16 protein-coding genes are annotated in these 17,474 nt (G+C 64.2%); 9 read left to right on the top strand and 7 right to left on the bottom strand.

The features are described from left to right. Window positions 1-7 precede the first annotated feature (7 nt). Both HNE04_RS01970 and HNE04_RS01965 read left to right on the top strand, forming a co-directional pair. A complete protein-coding gene (locus HNE04_RS01970) occupies window positions 8-1,672 on the top strand; it encodes an NAD+ synthase (protein ID WP_172216252.1) in 1,665 nt (554 codons plus the stop codon). Window positions 1,673-1,687: 15 nt separating this feature from the next. Then, complete coding sequence (locus HNE04_RS01965; protein WP_172216251.1) at window positions 1,688-2,026, top strand: P-II family nitrogen regulator; 339 nt, start codon at window positions 1,688-1,690, stop codon at window positions 2,024-2,026. Window positions 2,027-2,042: 16 nt separating this feature from the next. Here HNE04_RS01965 and HNE04_RS01960 read toward each other — a convergent pair whose 3' ends face one another. From HNE04_RS01960 to HNE04_RS01935, 6 genes are read right to left on the bottom strand one after another with little or no spacing between them, the layout of a single operon-like run. Then, window positions 2,043-4,466, bottom strand: coding sequence for a PAS domain-containing protein (locus HNE04_RS01960; protein ID WP_172216250.1), 2,424 nt, complete (start codon window positions 4,464-4,466; stop codon window positions 2,043-2,045). A gap of 50 nt (window positions 4,467-4,516) precedes the next feature. Further along, window positions 4,517-5,101: an LOG family protein gene (locus HNE04_RS01955; protein WP_172216249.1), complete on the bottom strand. Its 585-nt coding sequence runs from the start codon at window positions 5,099-5,101 to the stop codon at window positions 4,517-4,519. 37 nt (window positions 5,102-5,138) lie between these two features. Next, a complete protein-coding gene (locus tag HNE04_RS01950; RefSeq protein ID WP_172216248.1) occupies window positions 5,139-5,663 on the bottom strand; it encodes an RDD family protein in 525 nt (174 codons plus the stop codon). Between the two features lie 11 nt (window positions 5,664-5,674). Next, on the bottom strand, window positions 5,675-6,385 hold the full coding sequence (locus tag HNE04_RS01945; RefSeq protein ID WP_172216247.1) for a DUF3106 domain-containing protein: 711 nt from the start codon (window positions 6,383-6,385) through the stop codon (window positions 5,675-5,677). A gap of 43 nt (window positions 6,386-6,428) precedes the next feature. Next, a complete protein-coding gene (locus HNE04_RS01940) occupies window positions 6,429-6,851 on the bottom strand; it encodes a DUF3619 family protein (protein ID WP_172216246.1) in 423 nt (140 codons plus the stop codon). Then, entirely contained in the window at window positions 6,848-7,414 is a 567-nt protein-coding gene (locus HNE04_RS01935) for an RNA polymerase sigma factor (RefSeq protein ID WP_172216244.1), read from the bottom strand. The genes HNE04_RS01940 and HNE04_RS01935 overlap by 4 nt, the downstream gene beginning before the upstream one ends. A gap of 281 nt (window positions 7,415-7,695) precedes the next feature. Here HNE04_RS01935 and HNE04_RS01930 point away from each other — a divergent pair, with 281 nt between their 5' ends. The 7 genes from HNE04_RS01930 to pbpG all read left to right on the top strand — a co-directional run bounded on the left by HNE04_RS01930 (window position 7,696) and on the right by pbpG (window position 16,675). Beyond that, a complete protein-coding gene (locus tag HNE04_RS01930) occupies window positions 7,696-9,474 on the top strand; it encodes an acetolactate synthase 3 catalytic subunit (RefSeq protein WP_172216242.1) in 1,779 nt (592 codons plus the stop codon). 112 nt (window positions 9,475-9,586) lie between these two features. After that, complete coding sequence (ilvN, locus tag HNE04_RS01925) at window positions 9,587-10,078, top strand: acetolactate synthase small subunit (RefSeq protein WP_172216240.1); 492 nt, start codon at window positions 9,587-9,589, stop codon at window positions 10,076-10,078. Window positions 10,079-10,113: 35 nt separating this feature from the next. After that, window positions 10,114-11,130, top strand: a complete 1,017-nt coding sequence (gene ilvC, locus HNE04_RS01920) for a ketol-acid reductoisomerase (RefSeq protein ID WP_172216238.1) — start codon at window positions 10,114-10,116, stop codon at window positions 11,128-11,130. 126 nt (window positions 11,131-11,256) lie between these two features. Beyond that, window positions 11,257-12,075 carry a CDP-diacylglycerol--serine O-phosphatidyltransferase gene (gene pssA / locus HNE04_RS01915; protein ID WP_172216236.1) on the top strand — a complete coding sequence of 273 codons (819 nt, stop codon included), beginning with the start codon at window positions 11,257-11,259 and terminating at the stop codon, window positions 12,073-12,075. 213 nt (window positions 12,076-12,288) lie between these two features. Then, window positions 12,289-13,983, top strand: coding sequence for a 2-isopropylmalate synthase (gene leuA / locus HNE04_RS01910; protein ID WP_172216234.1), 1,695 nt, complete (start codon window positions 12,289-12,291; stop codon window positions 13,981-13,983). Further along, window positions 13,968-15,506: a 2-isopropylmalate synthase gene (locus HNE04_RS01905; protein ID WP_172216233.1), complete on the top strand. Its 1,539-nt coding sequence runs from the start codon at window positions 13,968-13,970 to the stop codon at window positions 15,504-15,506. The genes leuA and HNE04_RS01905 overlap by 16 nt, the downstream gene beginning before the upstream one ends. Before the next feature lie 119 nt (window positions 15,507-15,625). Beyond that, window positions 15,626-16,675 (top strand): D-alanyl-D-alanine endopeptidase, encoded by a 1,050-nt coding sequence (pbpG, locus tag HNE04_RS01900; RefSeq protein ID WP_407926579.1) that lies wholly within the window; start codon window positions 15,626-15,628, stop codon window positions 16,673-16,675. A gap of 4 nt (window positions 16,676-16,679) precedes the next feature. On the opposite strand, the gene HNE04_RS01895 is transcribed toward pbpG, so the two are convergent. Then, window positions 16,680-17,474: an IclR family transcriptional regulator gene (locus tag HNE04_RS01895; RefSeq protein ID WP_172216231.1), complete on the bottom strand. Its 795-nt coding sequence runs from the start codon at window positions 17,472-17,474 to the stop codon at window positions 16,680-16,682.

The raw sequence follows: 17,474 nt of genomic DNA, 5'->3' as shown, positions 1-17,474 counted from the left end.
TGCTGCTATGACTCTAAAACTTTGTATTGCCCAGCTGAATTTCGTGGTGGGCGACATGGCCGGCAACGCGCAAAAGATCATCACCGCGGCGCGATCGGCCTACGCCCAGGGCGCACGCCTCGTGCTCACGCCCGAGCTGTCCATTTGCGGCTACGCGGCCGAGGACCTGTTCCTGCGGCCGGCGTTCATCGCTTCTTGCGATGATGCCGTGAAAACCGTGGCCCGCGAGCTCGCCGGGTTAAAAGGCCTGCATGTGGTGGTCGGCCATCCCACGGGGAGCGATATCCGCAGCAAGTCGGTGGCCGTGCAGCGCCGCTTCAACGCGGCCAGCGTGCTCAGCGAGGGCCGGGTGCTGGAGACCTACGCCAAGCGCGAACTGCCCAACTACCAGGTTTTCGACGAGCGACGCTATTTCACGCCCGGCCAGGGCACGTGCGTGTTCCAGGTCGAGGGTGTCAACGTAGGCCTGCTGATCTGCGAGGACGCCTGGTTCGACGAGCCTGGCTTGCTCGCCAAGGAAGCGGGCGCCGAACTGCTGGCCGTCATCAACGCATCGCCGTTCCACGTGGGCAAGGGCGGCGAGCGCGTGGCGCGCATGGCCGAGCGGGCTCGCGCGCTGGATCTGCCGGTGGTCTATGCGCACCTCGTGGGTGGCCAGGACGAGGTGGTGTTCGATGGCGCATCCTTCGCCGTGAACGCCGACGGTTCGCTGGCCGGCCGCGCCCCGGGCTTCCAGGAAGACCTCTTTCATGTGCAAACCGAGCGGGTAGGCGGGCGCCTCACGCTCGGCGCCCATCTGATGCACGAGCGCAGCCCCGAAGCCGACCTGTGGGACGCACTGGTGCTGGGCGTGCGCGACTACATAGGCAAGAACGGCTTTCCCGGCGTGTTGCTGGGCCTGTCGGGCGGCATCGATTCGGCCCTGGTCCTGGCCGTTGCGGTGGATGCCCTGGGACGCGACAAGGTGCGCGCGGTGATGATGCCTTCGCCCTACACGGCGGACATCTCATGGATAGACGCGCGCGACATGGCGGCGCGGCTGGGCGTGCGCTACGACGAGATATCCATCATTCCCGAGTTCGAGGCCTTCAAGGCGTCGCTGGCGCAGGAATTCAAGGGCCTGCCCGAGGACACCACCGAGGAGAACATCCAGGCCCGCATCCGGGGCGTGTTCCTCATGGCGCTGTCCAACAAGTTCGGCAGCATCGTGCTCACGACCGGCAACAAGAGCGAAATGGCCACCGGCTATTGCACTCTGTACGGCGACATGGCCGGCGGTTTCGCCGTGATCAAGGATCTGCTCAAGACGACGGTGTTCCGGCTCGCCCGCTGGCGCAACATTCACGATCCTTATGGCGCCGGGATCAGCCCCATCCCCGATCGCATCATCACGCGCCCACCCAGTGCCGAGCTGCGGCCCGACCAGGTGGACCAGGACAGCCTGCCGCCTTACGAAGTGCTGGACGCGATCCTGGAGCGCTACATGGAGAACGACCAGGGGGTGGAGGAGATCATCGCGGCGGGGTTCGAGCGCGCCGTGGTGGAGCGCGTGGCCCGCCTGATCCGGGTCAATGAATACAAGCGCCGGCAGGCTCCGGTGGGCATCCGGGTCACCCATCGCAGCTTTGGCAAGGATTGGCGTTATCCTATTACCGGTAAATTCCGTGCATAGAAAGATGGGCCCGTCATGAAACAGATCACCGCCGTCGTCAAACCGTTCAAGCTCGAGGAGGTTCGCGAGGCCCTCGCCGATTGCGGTGTGACCGGTCTCACCGTCACCGAGGTCAAGGGCTTCGGCCGCCAGAAGGGCCATACCGAGTTGTACCGCGGTGCCGAGTACGTGGTGGACTTCCTGCCCAAGGTGAAGGTGGAAGTGGTCGTGAAAGATGATGACGTCGAGCGCTGCGTCGATGCCATCGTGAAGGCCGCGCGCACGGGCAAGATCGGCGACGGCAAGATCTTCATCACCAGCGTCGAGCGCGTCGTTCGCATCCGCACCGGCGAGACGGACGAGTCGGCAGTCTGAGCCGGGGTGAATAGCCTCAGGCGGGCTCGCTGCCCAGCGTGAAGTAGAAGGTGGCGCCGCGGCCGGGCTGCGAATGAGCCCAGATGCGGCCCGTGTGCCTGGAGATGATCCGGCGCACGTTGGCCAGCCCGATCCCCGAGCCGACAAACTCCGATTGCGAATGCAGGCGCTGGAACGCGCCGAACAGGTTGTTGGCATAGGCCATGTCGAACCCCACGCCGTTGTCCCGCACGAAATAGATGGTCTCGCCTTCCGGGCCCAGCTGGCTGCCCACCTCGATCCGGGGCCGCGGCTGCCCGGCCGTGAACTTCCAGGCGTTGCCCAGCAGGTTGTCCATCACCAGTGCGAGCAGCCTGGGGTCGCCGTGTACCCGCAGGCCGGGCTGGACCGCGTACGCGGCCTTCTGGCCGGGCGCCTGCTCGTGGCAGGATTGAGCCGCGGACTCGGCCAGGGCCGAGAGATCGACCGCTTCCCAGCGCAGCTCTGTGCGGGTGAGCTGTGCCAGGGACAGCAATGCGTCGATCATGTCGGAGGTGCGTACCGCGCCCTGGCGCATGCGGCTGAGGTAGTGCAAGGCCCGCTCGCTGGGAGCGCTGCCCAATTCCTGTTCGAGTGCGTGGCCGAAGCCGCCGATCGCCGCCAGCGGCGCCCGAAGATCGTGCGCCACGGAATATGAAAACGCCTGCAGCTCCTGGTTGGCCAGTTCGAGCTGGGCAGTACGCTGGCGCACGCGCTGCTCCAGTTCGGCATTGAGCCGCATGATCTCGTCCTGGGCTGCGCGCCGTTCGCCGATATCCCGGAAATAGATGGTGAGGCCGCGCTGCGGCGACGGGTACGCGCGAATCTCCAGCCAGGTATCCAGCGGCGGGTAGAAGGCCTCCAACTCGACTGTCCGGCCTTCGCTCAGCGCCTTCTGGTAGGCCTCGTCGAACGGCGTGCCGCGGCCTTCCGGAAACTGATCCCACATGGCCGTGCCCAGCAGTTCCGCACGCGAGCGGCGCAGCACGCGCTCGGCTTCATGGTTGATGTAGGTGAAGCGCCAGTCGCGGTCGACGGTCACGAGGGCGTCGGTGATGCTTTCCAGCGTCGTGGTCAACTGTTCGGCGAGCTGGTGGATCTCTTCTTCAGCGACCTTGCGGTCGGTGATGTCCTGGAACGCCCCTTGCACCCGGCAAATGGCGCCGGACGAGTCGCGCACCGCCTCCCCCATGGACCTCACGCCCAGCTTGCGCCCGCTGCCGGTCACGATCTCCAGCTCCAGGTCGAAGGGGGTGCCCTTCTCTGCGCAAGCCCAGAAAGCCTCGGTCACGGCAGCACGATGCTCGGGCGCGTAAAACTCGATCGCTTCGGGGAACGACAGCGGATAGCCCGCAGGCATTTCGAGGATGACACTCAGTTCGTCCGACCAGGTGACTGCCATCGTGGACAGATCCACCTCCCAGGCTCCCATACGGCCCAGCCGGCTGGCCATGCTCAAGAGCGCCTGGTTGTGCTGCAGGCGCTCCAGCGACGCACGTTGCTGGGTGACATCGCGCGTCACGTACAGAACTTTGGAGATGGTGCCGTCCTCGTCGCGCAACGGGACGGCATGGGTATCCATCCAGACCATGCTTCCCTGCATCCCCATCGCACGGACCTGCAGCTGCCCGGTTTCGCCCGCGCAGACGCGCTGGTGCAGCGCCAGGTATGCGTCGCGGTCCTCCGGATGAATGAAATCCAGCACGTTCTTGCCCAGCACGGCCTCGAGCGAGGGCGCCTGGATCATCTTCAGGCCGGCTGGGTTGATGTCGAGCAATTCGCACTTGAGCGAGACGGTCTTGACACACTCGGGCTCGTTGTCCACCACCGCTCGCAGCCGTGCCTCGCTCGCCCGCAGTGCGGCCTCCATCCGCGCCCGCTGCCGGTCCTTTTCCCGCGCCTCGATGGCAAAGGAGAAATTGTCGGCCAGCGAAGCGAGTAGTGCCAGTTCGGCGTCGTCGAAGTACAGCGGCTCGGCCGCGTAAACCAGGAAAACAGCGACCGGACTGCCTTCGAGCTTGAGCGGGAAAGCCGCGCAGCTGCGATAGCCCCGGGCCAGCGCTTCCTTACGGAAGGCGAAGAATTCGTGGTCGGCCTCGATGTCGTTGCAAACGGCGGGCTGGCCCGTGCGAAAGGCGGTGCCGCCCGGCCCCAGGCCCTCGCGGCGCTGTGGATCGGTACTGATGCGGATCGAATCGACGTAGCCGTCATCCTTGCCCCAGCGCGCCACCGGCTCTAGCCGGCCCAGGGCGGTAGTGTCGCGGCCGACCCAGGCCATCATGAAGCCACCGCGCTCGACAGCGATCCGGCAGGCCTCCACATACAGTTGCCGCTCGTCGGGCACGCGGACGATCGCCTCATTGATGCCGCTGGAAACGGCATAGAGGCGGTTCAGACGTCTGATCTTTTCCGCCGCCAGCATTGGGGGATCGCTCTCGCTTTTTCTTTTCCGCCCAGTATAGGCGTGCGCCGTCAGATCTGGGACAGGCTGGTGCGTGGGGAAGCGACGGCGGCGGCCTCTATCAGCCGGTTCAGCAGGGCCGGCGCGTCGTCGCCAACGCGGATCAGGTCCATCTGCCAGTCGCTCATGAAGCTGTGGCGCACGCTCGATGCCAGGAAGGCCAGCAACGGGTCGTAGTAGCCGTCCACGTTCAGCAACCCGATCGGCTTGTCGTGGTAACCCAGCTGGCGCCAGGTCCAGACCTCGAACAACTCCTCGAACGTGCCGATCCCGCCCGGCAGGGCCAAGAAGGCATCGGCCCGCTCGGCCATCATGCGCTTGCGCTCGTGCATGTTGTCCACCACGTGCAGCTCGGTGCAGTCAAGTTTGGCCAATTCCTTTTCGACCAGGGCATGGGGAATGACGCCCACCACCCGGCCGCCCGCCGCGAGCGTGGCAGTGGCCACCACGCCCATCAGGCCCGCATTGCCGCCGCCGTACACCAGCTGGCCGCCGTGCTCGCCGATCCAGCGGCCCACGTCGGCTGCCACGGCAGTGAAGCCCGGCGTCGTACCCAGGCGGGAGCCACAATAGACACAAAGGGAAAAAGAGGGCATGAGCGGATTGTCGCCCACCAAAATGACGAAGCCGCCGTCAGCGGCTGAGGGGCGCTGAAGGTATGAGGCGCGTGCCGGCGAGTGCGTCGTGCCAGAACTGGCGCTGCGGGTGGAACCGGCTCAGCACGGCCCACACGGCAACCCAGCCCAGCACCACGACCGCGATCTGGGCGCCGCCCAGTTTGAAGGGCGCCACCGCTGCCAGCGGCGGCAGGAACCATAGCCAGCTGAAAGCGTAGCGCAGCAGGGCGCGTCCCTGGCTCAGGGGCCGGCCCGCGCGGTCCACCACACGGATGTTCCAGGTCTTCATGGCCAGTGTCTGGCCCTTGGACCAGAACCAGGCGAAATAGACAGCGAAGACAATGACCAGAAAAGCCTGGAGCAGGGGGCGACGGGCATCCATGGAATCGCGCATCTGGCCGAGCGTGCTGAACAGCCAGCCGGCGACGAATACCACTGCGAACAACAGCATGCCCTCGTAGAGCCAGCAAGCCATGCGGCGCGGCAGGCTGGGTGCGATCAGGGGGTCGGGCGCGGCAATGCCCGGAAGTTCATCCGCCATGGCTACAGATTTCAGTTCACCGGGGCAAACGGGGGAACCGGCGCCTGCTGGGGCAGCAAGGTGTTGTGGTCCACCTGGTTGGGCGCCGCGGCGATGCGGGGCGTCTTGCTTTCCTGCCTTGGTTTGGCCTTCGGCAGGGTTGCCAGCTTGTCGGGGGCCACGGGCTTCACAGCCGCTGCCGTTTGGGGTGGCTTGGCGGCCCCGGCGGCGAGTTTGCTTTTTTGTTCCGGCGTCAGTGCCTGGTAGGCCTCCCACTTGGCCTTCTTGTCGTCGGGCGACAACTGCTTGGTCTCGCCGAAGCTCAGGCGCGCCTGGGTCCTTTGCTGGGGGCTGAGTGCCACCCACTCGGTCATGCGGCTGTGCAGCTTGGCTTGCTCGGCCCCGGACATCTTGGGAAAGTTCTGGGACAGGGCCAGCCACTTGCGCTTCTGGGCTTCACTGACCGTGTCCCATTTGGCCGACAAAGGGGTGAGTGCCTGTTGCTGGGCTGGCGTCAGCTCGCTCCACAGCGGTTTGGTGATCGCTTTTGCGTTGGGTTTGGCATTCGAGGCCGCAACCCTGGCGACAGGGGCCGGGCTTGCCAGCACGGAGCCGGCTGGAGACGGCTGGGCCTGTGACTGAGCTTGGGCCGTGGCCAGGCAAGGGGCGCAGAACAGCCCGACCCACAACACGCCCGCACCGAACAAGACGCCGAGGGCCGCGCCGGCTTTCCTGGACGGCATCGAAAGGGGAGCGGAGGGAGACATCGCTTGCGGCGCCAGCGGATCAATCCCCGGATTTCAGGAACTGGACAAAGCCCGGATCCGCATAGGCCGATGGCGGGAGGTCATCGGTGAGAAGCGCGGCATCGACCTCGGCCACTTCGCTGGCGCGGCGGTCGTTCTCGATGGTGTGGATCAGGATCAGGCCGGCCGCCAGGGCGATCAGCGGCAGGGCGGAAGCGATGCGGTTCCACAGGCTCTGCCCGCCGTCGCCGAAGGTCAGCGCGGCAGCGCCACCGGATGAGATCACGGAAGAGGCGGTGCGCAATTGCGTCTGCTTGCGGCGGGCGACCGCCTGAACCCGGGCAGCCCGCAGGCGCTCCGTGACGTTGTAGGGGATCTCGGCCGTGCCGGCCGCCAGGCGTGCCGCCACCTGCCGGCCAAACCGGTCTTCTAGCTGCGACTGGATAAGTTGCGTAGTGCTCATAGTTGTATTCCCTTTGCCCTCAGCGCCTTGCTGAGGGCCTGGACTGCACGCGAACAATGTGTCTTGACACTGCCTTCCGAGCAGCCCATAGCCGCCGCCGTTTCGGCCACGTCCATGTCCTCCCAGTAACGCATCAGGAAGGCTTCGCGTTGACGGGCTGGCAGCTCCTGGACCTGTGACTCTATTTCCCGCAGGATCTGCGCCCGCCGCGTCGTGTCTTCGGCGCTCTCCGCCTGCTGAGAGCCCTCGGCGAAGGAAAAAGTTTCAAGCAGGTCGAAATCCCCGTCGTCGTTGGAGGATTCGAAGTCGCTCATGTTCGAAAACAGTGCGTTTCGGGTCTTCTGCCGCCGGAACCAGTCGAGGGTGCAATTCGACAGGATGCGCTGGAAGAGCATCGGCAGCTCGTTGGGCGGCTTGTCCCCGTAGTGCTCGGCCAGCTTCATCATGCTGTCCTGCACGATGTCCAGGGCGGCCTCCTCGTCGCGCACGTGATAGATCGAGCGCTTGAAAGCCCGTTTTTCGACGCTTTTGAGGAAGTCGGAGAGTTCTCGTTCGGTTGCCAAGGAGTCTGGGCCCAGGTGGCCTAGGTATGTCTTTTATGGCGCGGCTGCGCGGCTTTTGGTACTGACAGCCTCAAATTATCGCATCGTGAAGTGATCTTTTTGATTGATTGGCCATGTTGCAGTGCGATAATGCGGCTGCAAGTCAAAAGGCAAACGAGCCCTGATCCGGCGGTGCGATAGGCCCGCCCATGGTTTTGGGTTCTAAGTCCCGACGCAGCTTCACAAGAGCGGGCGAAGGGGCACCCTAGGTTTTTCGTTAGAGAAAATCGCAAAGGTTCATCATGGAAATCTCCAAAGCCGAAATCGCTTCGGCAGCGGCCGCATCGGCCACCAATTCATCGCAAGAACTCCGCGGCGCGGAAATCCTCGTCAAGACCCTGCAGGCCGAGAACGTCAAGTTCGTCTGGGGCTATCCGGGCGGCGCGGTGTTGCACATCTACGACGCGTTCTACAAGCAGGACACCATCCAGCACGTGCTGGTGCGTCACGAGCAGGCCGCCGTGCACGCGGCCGACGGCTATGCCCGTGCCACCGGCGACGTAGGCGTCGCGCTCGTCACCTCGGGCCCCGGCGTCACCAATGCGGTGACCGGCATCGCCACGGCCTACATGGACAGCATCCCGATGGTCATCATCACCGGCCAGGTGCCCGTGGCCGCCATCGGCCTGGATGCCTTCCAGGAATGCGACACCGTCGGTATCACCCGGCCCATCGTCAAGCACAACTTCCTGGTCAAGGATGTGCGAAACCTGGCCGATGTCATGAAGAAGGCCTTCCACATCGCCCGCAGCGGCCGGCCCGGCCCGGTGGTGGTGGACATCCCGAAGGACGTGTCTTTCAACAAGACCGCCTACACCGGCTACCCCGACAAGGTGGAAATGCGCTCCTATAACCCGGTGCGCAAGGGCCATGGCGGCCAGATCCGCAAGGCGCTGCAACTGCTCATGGCAGCCAAGCGCCCCTACATCTACACCGGCGGCGGCGTGATTCTGGGCAACGCGACCCAGGAACTGCGCACCCTGGTCGACATGCTGGGCTACCCCTGCACCAATACGCTGATGGGCCTGGGCGCCTATCCGGCGAGCGACCGCAAGTTCCTGGGCATGCTCGGCATGCACGGCACCATCGAAGCCAACAACGCCATGCAGAACTGCGACGTGCTGCTGGCCGTGGGCGCGCGCTTCGACGACCGGGTGATCGGCAACCCCAAGCACTTCGCCCAGAACGAACGCAAGATCATCCACATCGACATCGACCCTTCCAGCATCTCCAAGCGCGTGAAGGTCGATATCCCGATCGTGGGCGACGTCAAGGACGTGCTGTCGGAACTGATCGCCATGATCAAGGAGTCGACCACCCGGCCCGACGCGGACGCCCTCGGCGCCTGGTGGGAGACCATCGACGGCTGGCGCAAGAAGGATTGCCTGAAGTACGACCGCAAGAACACGGAAGTGATCAAGCCGCAGTACGTGGTCGAGACGCTGTGGAACATGACCAAGGACGTGGACACCTATGTCACGTCCGATGTGGGCCAGCACCAGATGTGGGCCGCGCAGTACTACCGCTTCGACGAGCCGCGCCGCTGGATCAACTCGGGGGGCCTCGGCACCATGGGCGTGGGCATTCCCTACGCCATGGGCATCAAGCTGGCCAAGCCCGACAGCGAAGTGTTCTGCATCACCGGCGAAGGCTCGGTGCAGATGTGCATCCAGGAACTCTCCACCTGCCTGCAGTACAACACGCCGATCAAGATCGTTTCGCTGAACAACCGCTACCTCGGAATGGTGCGGCAGTGGCAGGAAATCGACTACGAGGGCCGCTACAGCCACAGCTACATGGACGCGCTGCCCAACTTCGTGAAGCTGGCCGAGGCCTATGGCCACGTGGGCATGCTGATCGAGCACCCGAAGGATGTGGAACCGGCGCTGCGCGAGGCGCGCAAGCTCAAGGACCGCACCGTCTTCATGGACTTCCGCACCGACCCGACCGAGAACGTCTTCCCCATGGTGAAGGCGGGCAAGGGCATTACTGAAATGCTGCTGGGGTCCGAAGACTTGTAAACGTGGATGCCGGATCAAGTCCGGCAGACAATCCCTAAGACGAATCTATTGGCTGCCAAGCTGCCCGGTTACCGCCGGACGGGGAGGGCACCGAAAAGAGGAATCACATCACATGAAACACATCATTGCCGTCCTGATGGAGAACGAGCCCGGCGCTCTCTCCCGCGTCGTGGGCCTGTTCTCGGCCCGCGGCTACAACATCGAATCGCTCACCGTGGCGCCAACCGAAGACCCTTCGCTGTCGCGCATGACGCTGCAGACCACGGGCTCGGACGACGTCATCGAGCAGATCACCAAGCACCTGAACCGGCTGATCGAGGTCGTGAAGGTCGTTGACCTCACCGAGGGCGCCTACACCGAGCGCGAACTCATGATGGTGAAGGTGCGCGCCGTCGGCAAGGAGCGCGAGGAGATGAAGCGCATGGCCGACATCTTCCGCGGCCGCATCATCGACGTGACCGAGAAGAGCTACACCATCGAACTCACCGGCGACCAGGGCAAGAACGACGCCTTCCTGGAAGCCATCGATCGCAGCGCCATCCTGGAGACGGTTCGCACCGGTGCCAGCGGCATCGGGCGCGGCGAGCGGATCCTGCGCGTCTAACCATTTTTTCAAATTTCAACCCGGAGAGAAAGACCATGAAGGTTTATTACGACAAGGACTGTGACCTGAGCCTCATCAAGGGCAAGACGGTTGCCATCATCGGTTACGGCTCGCAAGGCCACGCACATGCCCAGAACCTGAACGACAGCGGCGTCAAGGTCGTGGTCGGCCTGCGCAAGGGCGGGGCTTCCTGGCCCAAGGTCGAAAAGGCCGGCCTGAAGGTCGCCGAAGTGGCCGACGCCGTGCGTTCCGCCGACGTGGTCATGATCCTGTTGCCCGACGAGCAGATCGCTGCCGTCTACAAAAACGACATCGAGCCGCATATCAAGCAGGGCGCCTCGCTGGTGTTCGCGCACGGCTTCAACGTGCACTACGGCTTCGTGACCCCGCGCGCCGACCTCGACGTCTGGATGGTCGCTCCCAAGGCCCCCGGCCACACCGTTCGCGGCACCTACACCCAGGGTGGTGGCGTGCCCCACCTGGTTGCCGTGCAGCAGGACAAGAGCGGCAAGGCGCGTGACCTGGCCCTGTCGTACGCGATGGCCAACGGCGGCGGCAAGGCCGGCATCATCGAGACCAACTTCCGCGAAGAAACCGAAACCGACCTGTTCGGCGAGCAGGCCGTGCTGTGCGGCGGCACCGTGGAACTGATCAAGGCCGGCTTCGAGACGCTGGTGGAAGCCGGCTACGCGCCCGAGATGGCCTACTTCGAATGCCTGCACGAACTGAAGTTGATCGTGGACATGATCTATGAAGGCGGCATCGCCAACATGAACTACTCGATCTCCAACAACGCCGAATACGGCGAGTACGTGACGGGCCCGAAGATCGTGACCGATGCCACCAAGCAGGCCATGAAGCAGTGCCTGAAGGACATCCAGACCGGCGAATACGCCAAGAACTTCATCCTGGAAAACCGCGCCGGCGCCCCCACGCTGCTGTCGCGCCGCCGCCTGATGGCGGAGCACCAGATCGAGACCGTGGGCGAAACGCTGCGCGCGATGATGCCCTGGATCAAGAAGAACAAGCTGGTCGACCAGACGAGGAATTGAGATGTTGTCATTGCGGGCTTGACCTGTAATCCAGGACTTCCGCAGTCATGGATCCCGGATGGAGTCCGGGATGACAAGCAACAAGGCCGCTCTCGAGCGGCCTTTGTTTTGCCCTAAACTCCTCGCATGCACGACGGCACCGAATCACAAAACCAAACGCCCACCGAGGGCATCGTTGTGCGCAAGCGCCGCAAGGGCATCTACATCCTGCCCAACCTGTTCACGCTGGCGGCGCTGTTCGGCGGCTTCTATGCCGTGGTGATGGCCATGAACGGCCGCTTCGACCAGGCGGCCGTGGGCGTGTTCTGCGCCATGGTCCTGGACAGCCTGGACGGCCGGGTGGCGCGCATGACCAACACGCAAAGCGCCTTCGGCGAACAGATGGATTCGCTGTCCGACATGGTTTCCTTCGGCGCGGCGCCCGCGCTGATCGCTTACGTGTGGGGCTTGAAGGGGCTGGGACGCTGGGGCTGGATCGCGGCTTTCGTCTATTGCGCCTGCGCTGCGCTGCGGTTGGCGCGCTTCAACGTCAACACGGCCGTGGTGGACAAGCGCTACTTCCAGGGGCTGCCTTCGCCGGCCGCCGCCGCCCTGGTCGCCGGCTTCATCTGGGTGATGAACGACATGGGCGTCACCGGCGAAGATGTCTCCTGGGCCACGTTCGCCGTCGCCCTCTATGCCGGCCTGACCATGGTGACGAACGTGCCGTTCTACAGCTTCAAGGACGTGCAGATGAAGAAAAGCGTGCCCTTCGCGGTGATCGTGCTGATCGCCCTGGGCATCGCCGTCATCAACATCGACCCGCCCATCGTGCTGTTCGCCCTGTTCGTGGTCTATGGCTTGAGCGGCTACGCGGTATACGGGTGGCGCAGGTTCAAGGGCCACCCTACCAGCGTCATCAGCACTTCCACGGATGAGCCGGACGAGCGCGGCCTGCATAAATAGAAATCCTGGATCCCGGCCTGCGCCGGGACGGCACTCTCGTGCCGACTGTGCTACATTGCAAGTCATGAACAGAATTTCGCTGGCGCTACTGCTATCCACCCACGGGCGGAGACGGTAGCGCACGCGCATCACCAGACAACGGCCCGTTTGCACCAGCAGCGGGCCGTTTTGTTTTGGGGCTGCTGGTTCACCTGAACCCTAAGAGAGAAACCCATGTTGAAGAATCCCGCCAGCAAATACCGCCCCTTCGCACCGGTGCGCCTCACGGATCGCACCTGGCCCGATACGGTGTTGAGCCGCCCCCCGATCTGGTGCAGCGTCGACCTGCGCGACGGCAACCAGGCGCTGATCGAGCCCATGGACATTCCGCGCAAGCTGCGGATGTTCAAGACGCTGGTGGAGATCGGCTTCAAGGAAATCGAGGTGGGCTTCCCCTCGGCGTCGCAGACGGAATTCGACTTCATTCGAAAGCTCATCGACGAAGACCTGGTGCCCGACGACGTGACCATCCAGGTCCTGACCCAGGCCCGCGAGCCGCTGATCCGCCGCACCTTCGAGTCGCTCCAGGGCGCCAAGCGCGTGATCGTCCACCTCTACAACGCGACCGCCCCGGTGATGCGCAAGGTGGTGCTGGGCCTGGATGAGGACGGCATCGTGGAACTCGCGACCAGCCAGGCCCGCCTGTTCAAGGAGCTGGCCGCGCAGCAGCCGCAGACACGCTGGACCTTCCAGTACTCGCCGGAGATGTTCTCGGGCACGGAATTGCCGTTTGCCAAGCGCGTGGTGGACGCCGTGACCGAGGTCTGGCAACCCACGCCCCAGAACAAGTGTGTCGTCAACCTGCCTTCGACGGTCGAGCATTCGACGCCGAATATCTTCGCTGACATGATCGAGTGGATGCACCGCAACCTGGCGCGGCGCGACTCCATCGTGCTTTCCGTGCATCCGCACAATGATCGGGGTACCGGCACCGCCGCCGGCGAATTTGCCGTCATGGCAGGCGCTGACCGCCTGGAAGGCTGCCTGTTCGGCAACGGCGAGCGCACCGGCAACCTGGACCTGGTCAACGTCGCCTTGAATCTCTATTCGCAGGGCGTGGACCCCGGCCTCGACTTCTCGGACATCGACGAGATCCGCCGCACGGTGGAGCACTGCAACCAACTGCCGGTACATCCGCGCCATCCCTACGCGGGCGACCTGGTCTATACCTCGTTCTCGGGCTCGCACCAGGACGCGATCAAGAAGGCGTTTTCCGCGCGCAAGGAAGACGACATCTGGGACATGCCGTACTTGCCGCTCGATCCCAAGGACCTGGGCCGCAGCTACGAAGCGGTGATCCGCGTCAACAGCCAGTCGGGCAAGGGCGGGATCTCCTACCTGCTGGAGAGCGAGTACGGGCTGGAACTGCCGCGCCGCCTGCAGATCGAGTTCAGCCAGGTCGTGCAGACCGTGATGGACGCCACCGGCAAGGAGCTCACGGCACAGGACCTGTTCGACCTGTTCGAGCGCGAATACGGCGTGAAAAGCATTCCGGCGCCGCAGCACCAGGTGCTGGAGGAGGCGCAGGGCACGGGCGGCAAGCTCGTCAGTCTGGCCGCCGATGTTGAGGTGTCGGGGCGCCGCCTGAAGGTGCAGGGCGCCGGCAACGGCCCCATCGACGCCTTCGTCGAGGCGCTGGCCGCGGCTTCGGGTGAAACCATCCGCGTGCTCGACTACCATGAGCATGCGATCGGCTCCGGCGCGAACGCCCAGGCCGTTGCCTATCTCGAATTGCGCATCGGCGAGCGGACGCTGTTCGGGGTCGGGATGGATTCGAATATCGTCTCAGCCTCGCTCAAGGCCATCGTTTCGGGCCTGCAGCGGGCCCAGGCCGGAAGCAGGAAGGAAATCACATGGCAGACAAACTGATCATTTTCGACACGACCTTGCGGGACGGCGAGCAGTCGCCCGGCGCCTCCATGACCAAGGACGAGAAGCTGCGCATCGCCCGCCAGCTCGAGCGCCTGAAGGTCGACGTCATCGAGGCGGGCTTCGCCGCCAGTTCCAACGGCGATTTCGAAGCCGTGAAGGCGATCGCCGCCGCGATCAGGGAATCCACCATCTGCTCGCTGTCGCGCGCCAATGACCGGGACATCTCCCGCGCCGCGGAGGCGCTCAAGGGCGCGGAGCGGGCGCGCATCCACACGTTCATCGCGACGTCGCCGCTCCACATGGAAAAGAAGCTGCGGATGACGCCCGATCAGGTGCTGGAGCAGGCCAAGCAATCGGTGCGCTTCGCCCGCAACCTGTGCGCGGACATCGAGTTCTCGCCCGAGGACGGCTACCGCAGCGAGATGGACTTTCTCTGCAAGGTGCTGGAGACCGTGATCGCCGAAGGCGCCACCACCATCAACGTGCCCGACACCGTGGGCTACGCCGTGCCGGAGCTCTACGGCATCTTCATCAAGACGCTGCGCGAGCGCATCCCCAACTCCGACAAGGCGATCTGGTCGGTGCACTGCCATAACGACCTGGGCATGGCGGTGGCCAACTCGCTGGCGGGGGTGAAGATCGGCGGGGCGCGCCAGGTCGAATGCACCATCAACGGCCTGGGCGAGCGGGCCGGCAACTGCTCACTGGAAGAAGTCGTGATGGCCGTGAAGACCCGCAAGGACTACTTCGGCCTGGAAATGGGCATCGACACCAAGCACATCGTCGCGGCCAGCCGCATGGTGAGCCAGACCACCGGCTTCGTCGTTCAGCCCAACAAGGCCGTGGTCGGCGCCAACGCGTTCGCGCATGCCAGCGGCATTCACCAGGACGGCGTGCTCAAGGCCCGCGATACCTACGAGATCATGCGTGCCGAGGACGTGGGCTGGAGCGCCAACAAGATCGTGCTGGGCAAGCTGTCGGGCCGCAACGCCTTCAAGCAGCGCCTGCAGGACCTGGGCGTTGCGCTCGACAGCGAGGCCGATGTCAACACGGCTTTCGCCCGCTTCAAGGAGCTGGCGGACCGCAAGAGCGACATCTTCGACGAGGACATCCTGGCCCTGGTGAGCGACGAAAGCGTCTCCCACGACAACGAGCAGTACCACTTCGTCTCGTTGTCGCAGCACAGCGAAACCGGCGAACGGCCGCACGCGGCGGTCGTTTTCACGGTCGACGGCAAGGAGGTGCGCGGCGAGTCCGACGGCAACGGGCCGGTGGACGCATCCCTGAAGGCCATCGAATCGCACGTCAAGAGCGGGGCCGAAATGGTGCTGTACTCGGTCAACGCCATCAGCGGATCGACCGAGAGCCAGGGAGAGGTCACCGTGCGCCTTCAGAACTCGGGCAGGGTGGTGAATGGGGTGGGCGCGGACCCCGACATCGTGGTGGCTTCCGCCAAGGCATACCTCAGCGCTCTCAACAAGTTACAAAGTAAAGCTGACCGAGTGGCCGCACAAGGTTGAGGGGTTTCCCTATAATTTACCTGCTGAATTAGGAAAGTTACATAAGTCATTGATCTTGCGTAACTTTTTCGTCTTGAGGTAAACTTCGGGCGTTGTAGTTGCGTTATTGGGAGTACTTGATGTATCTGAAAGCCTCGTCTGCGATGAGCCTCACCTTCAATGGCTTCCTGAAATCCTGTGCCCTGGCCGCCCTGGTCATAGGGCTGGCGCCTTCGGCTGCCGATGCCGCTCCCCGCAAGAGCACCGTGGCCAAGAAATCCGCAGTCGAGCACAAGCGCGTGGTCCGGTCTTTTGCCGCGGGCAAGCGCCGGTCCGTGGTCCACGTGGCCGCTGTCCCGGCCCGTCCGTCTTATGGCCAGCTTGCCGGCCTGCATTCGGTACAGGACCAGCTGGACCTCAAGTCCAGCGTGGCCCTGGTGATCGACCAGGACACCCGTGAAGTGCTGTTCAGCAAGAACGACTCGGCCGTACTGCCGATTGCCTCGCTCACCAAGCTCATGACCGGCCTGCTCGTCAGCGAAGCCAAGCTGTCGATGGACGAGATGATCACCATCACCCAGGACGACGTCGATACCGAAAAGGGCAGCCGTTCGCGCCTGAGAGTTGGCGCGATGCTGACCCGCGGCGAGTTGCTGCACCTTGCCCTGATGTCCAGCGAAAACCGCGCTGCCAACGCGCTGGGTCGCACCTACCCGGGTGGCATGGACGCTTTCGTGTCGCTGATGAACGCCAAGGCCAAGATACTGGGCATGAAGGATACCCGCTACGTCGAACCGACGGGCCTGTCCAGCCGCAACCAGTCGAGCGCTCACGATCTGGCCCTGCTGGTCAATACCGCGTACAACGATCCGATGCTGCGTGAGTTCTCCACCTCGCCCGGCCACCAGGTCGCGGTGGGCAAACAAACGCTGCAATACAACAACACCAACCGGCTCGTGAAGAACCCCGGCTGGGACATCGGCCTGCAGAAAACGGGCTATATCTCGGAAGCCGGCCAATGCCTGGTGATGCAGGCCAAGGTCGCCGGGCGCAAGCTCATCATGGTGTTCCTCGATTCCGCCGGCAAGCTCAGCCGCCTTGGCGATGCCGAGCGCGTGCGCAAATGGATGGAAGCCAATCCCAACGTCGGCCCCTCGGGCACGACGGTGGTGCGCCAGGTCAACAGCTAGGCCGTTACGCGGCTCTGACGCTCGGGGCCTTGTGCCCCAGCGCCGACGAGATCTCGTTGGCCGTGGCTTGAAGCTTGTTCAACCAACCTTCGTCCAGCCGGTCGGCCGGCGCTGAAATCGACAAGCCCGCGATCAGCTTGCTCTGGTCGTCATAGATTCCGGCGGCCATGCAGCGCACGCCCAATTCCAACTCCTCGTTATCGCGTGCAATGCCGTACTGGCGCGCCTTGGCCAGTTCGCGCTCCAGCACAGGCAGCTGGGTGATGCTGTTCTTGGTGTGTCCCGCCAGCCCGGTGCGCGTGGCGTAGGCTCGCACCCGCTGCGGATCGTCGGCAGCCAGGAACAGCTTGCCGGTGGAAGTCAGGTGCAAAGGCGCCCGTCCTCCGATGGCCCGGACCACCTGCATGCCCGAACGCTCGCTGTAGGCGCGCTCGATGTAGACGATCTCGTCCCCCTGGCGCATACTCAGGTTGACGGGCTGCTGGATCAGCTTGTGCAGCTCGCGCATGGGTGTCAGCGCTGCATCGCGCACGTTCAACCGGCCCTTGACCAAGTTGCCCAGTTCCAGCAGGCGCATGCCCAGGCGGTAGCTGCCCGCCTCGGGCCGATCAACGAACCGGCCGGTGGCCAGGTCGTTCAGGATGCGATGGGTGGTGGAAGGGTGCAGGCCGGTCTTTTCGCTGATCTCTTTGAGCGACACGGCTTCCTCGCGTGAAGCCAGTACGTCGATCAGCGAGAACATGCGTTCGATCACTTGGATCGTGGGAGTCACCGGCGCGCCCGGGTCTGTTTTTCTCAT

Source organism: Caenimonas soli, assembly GCF_013155545.1.
In the GTDB taxonomy this organism is placed as follows: Bacteria; Pseudomonadota; Gammaproteobacteria; order Burkholderiales; family Burkholderiaceae_C; genus Ramlibacter; species Ramlibacter soli.
This window is presented reverse-complemented; position numbering and strand designations above follow the sequence as displayed.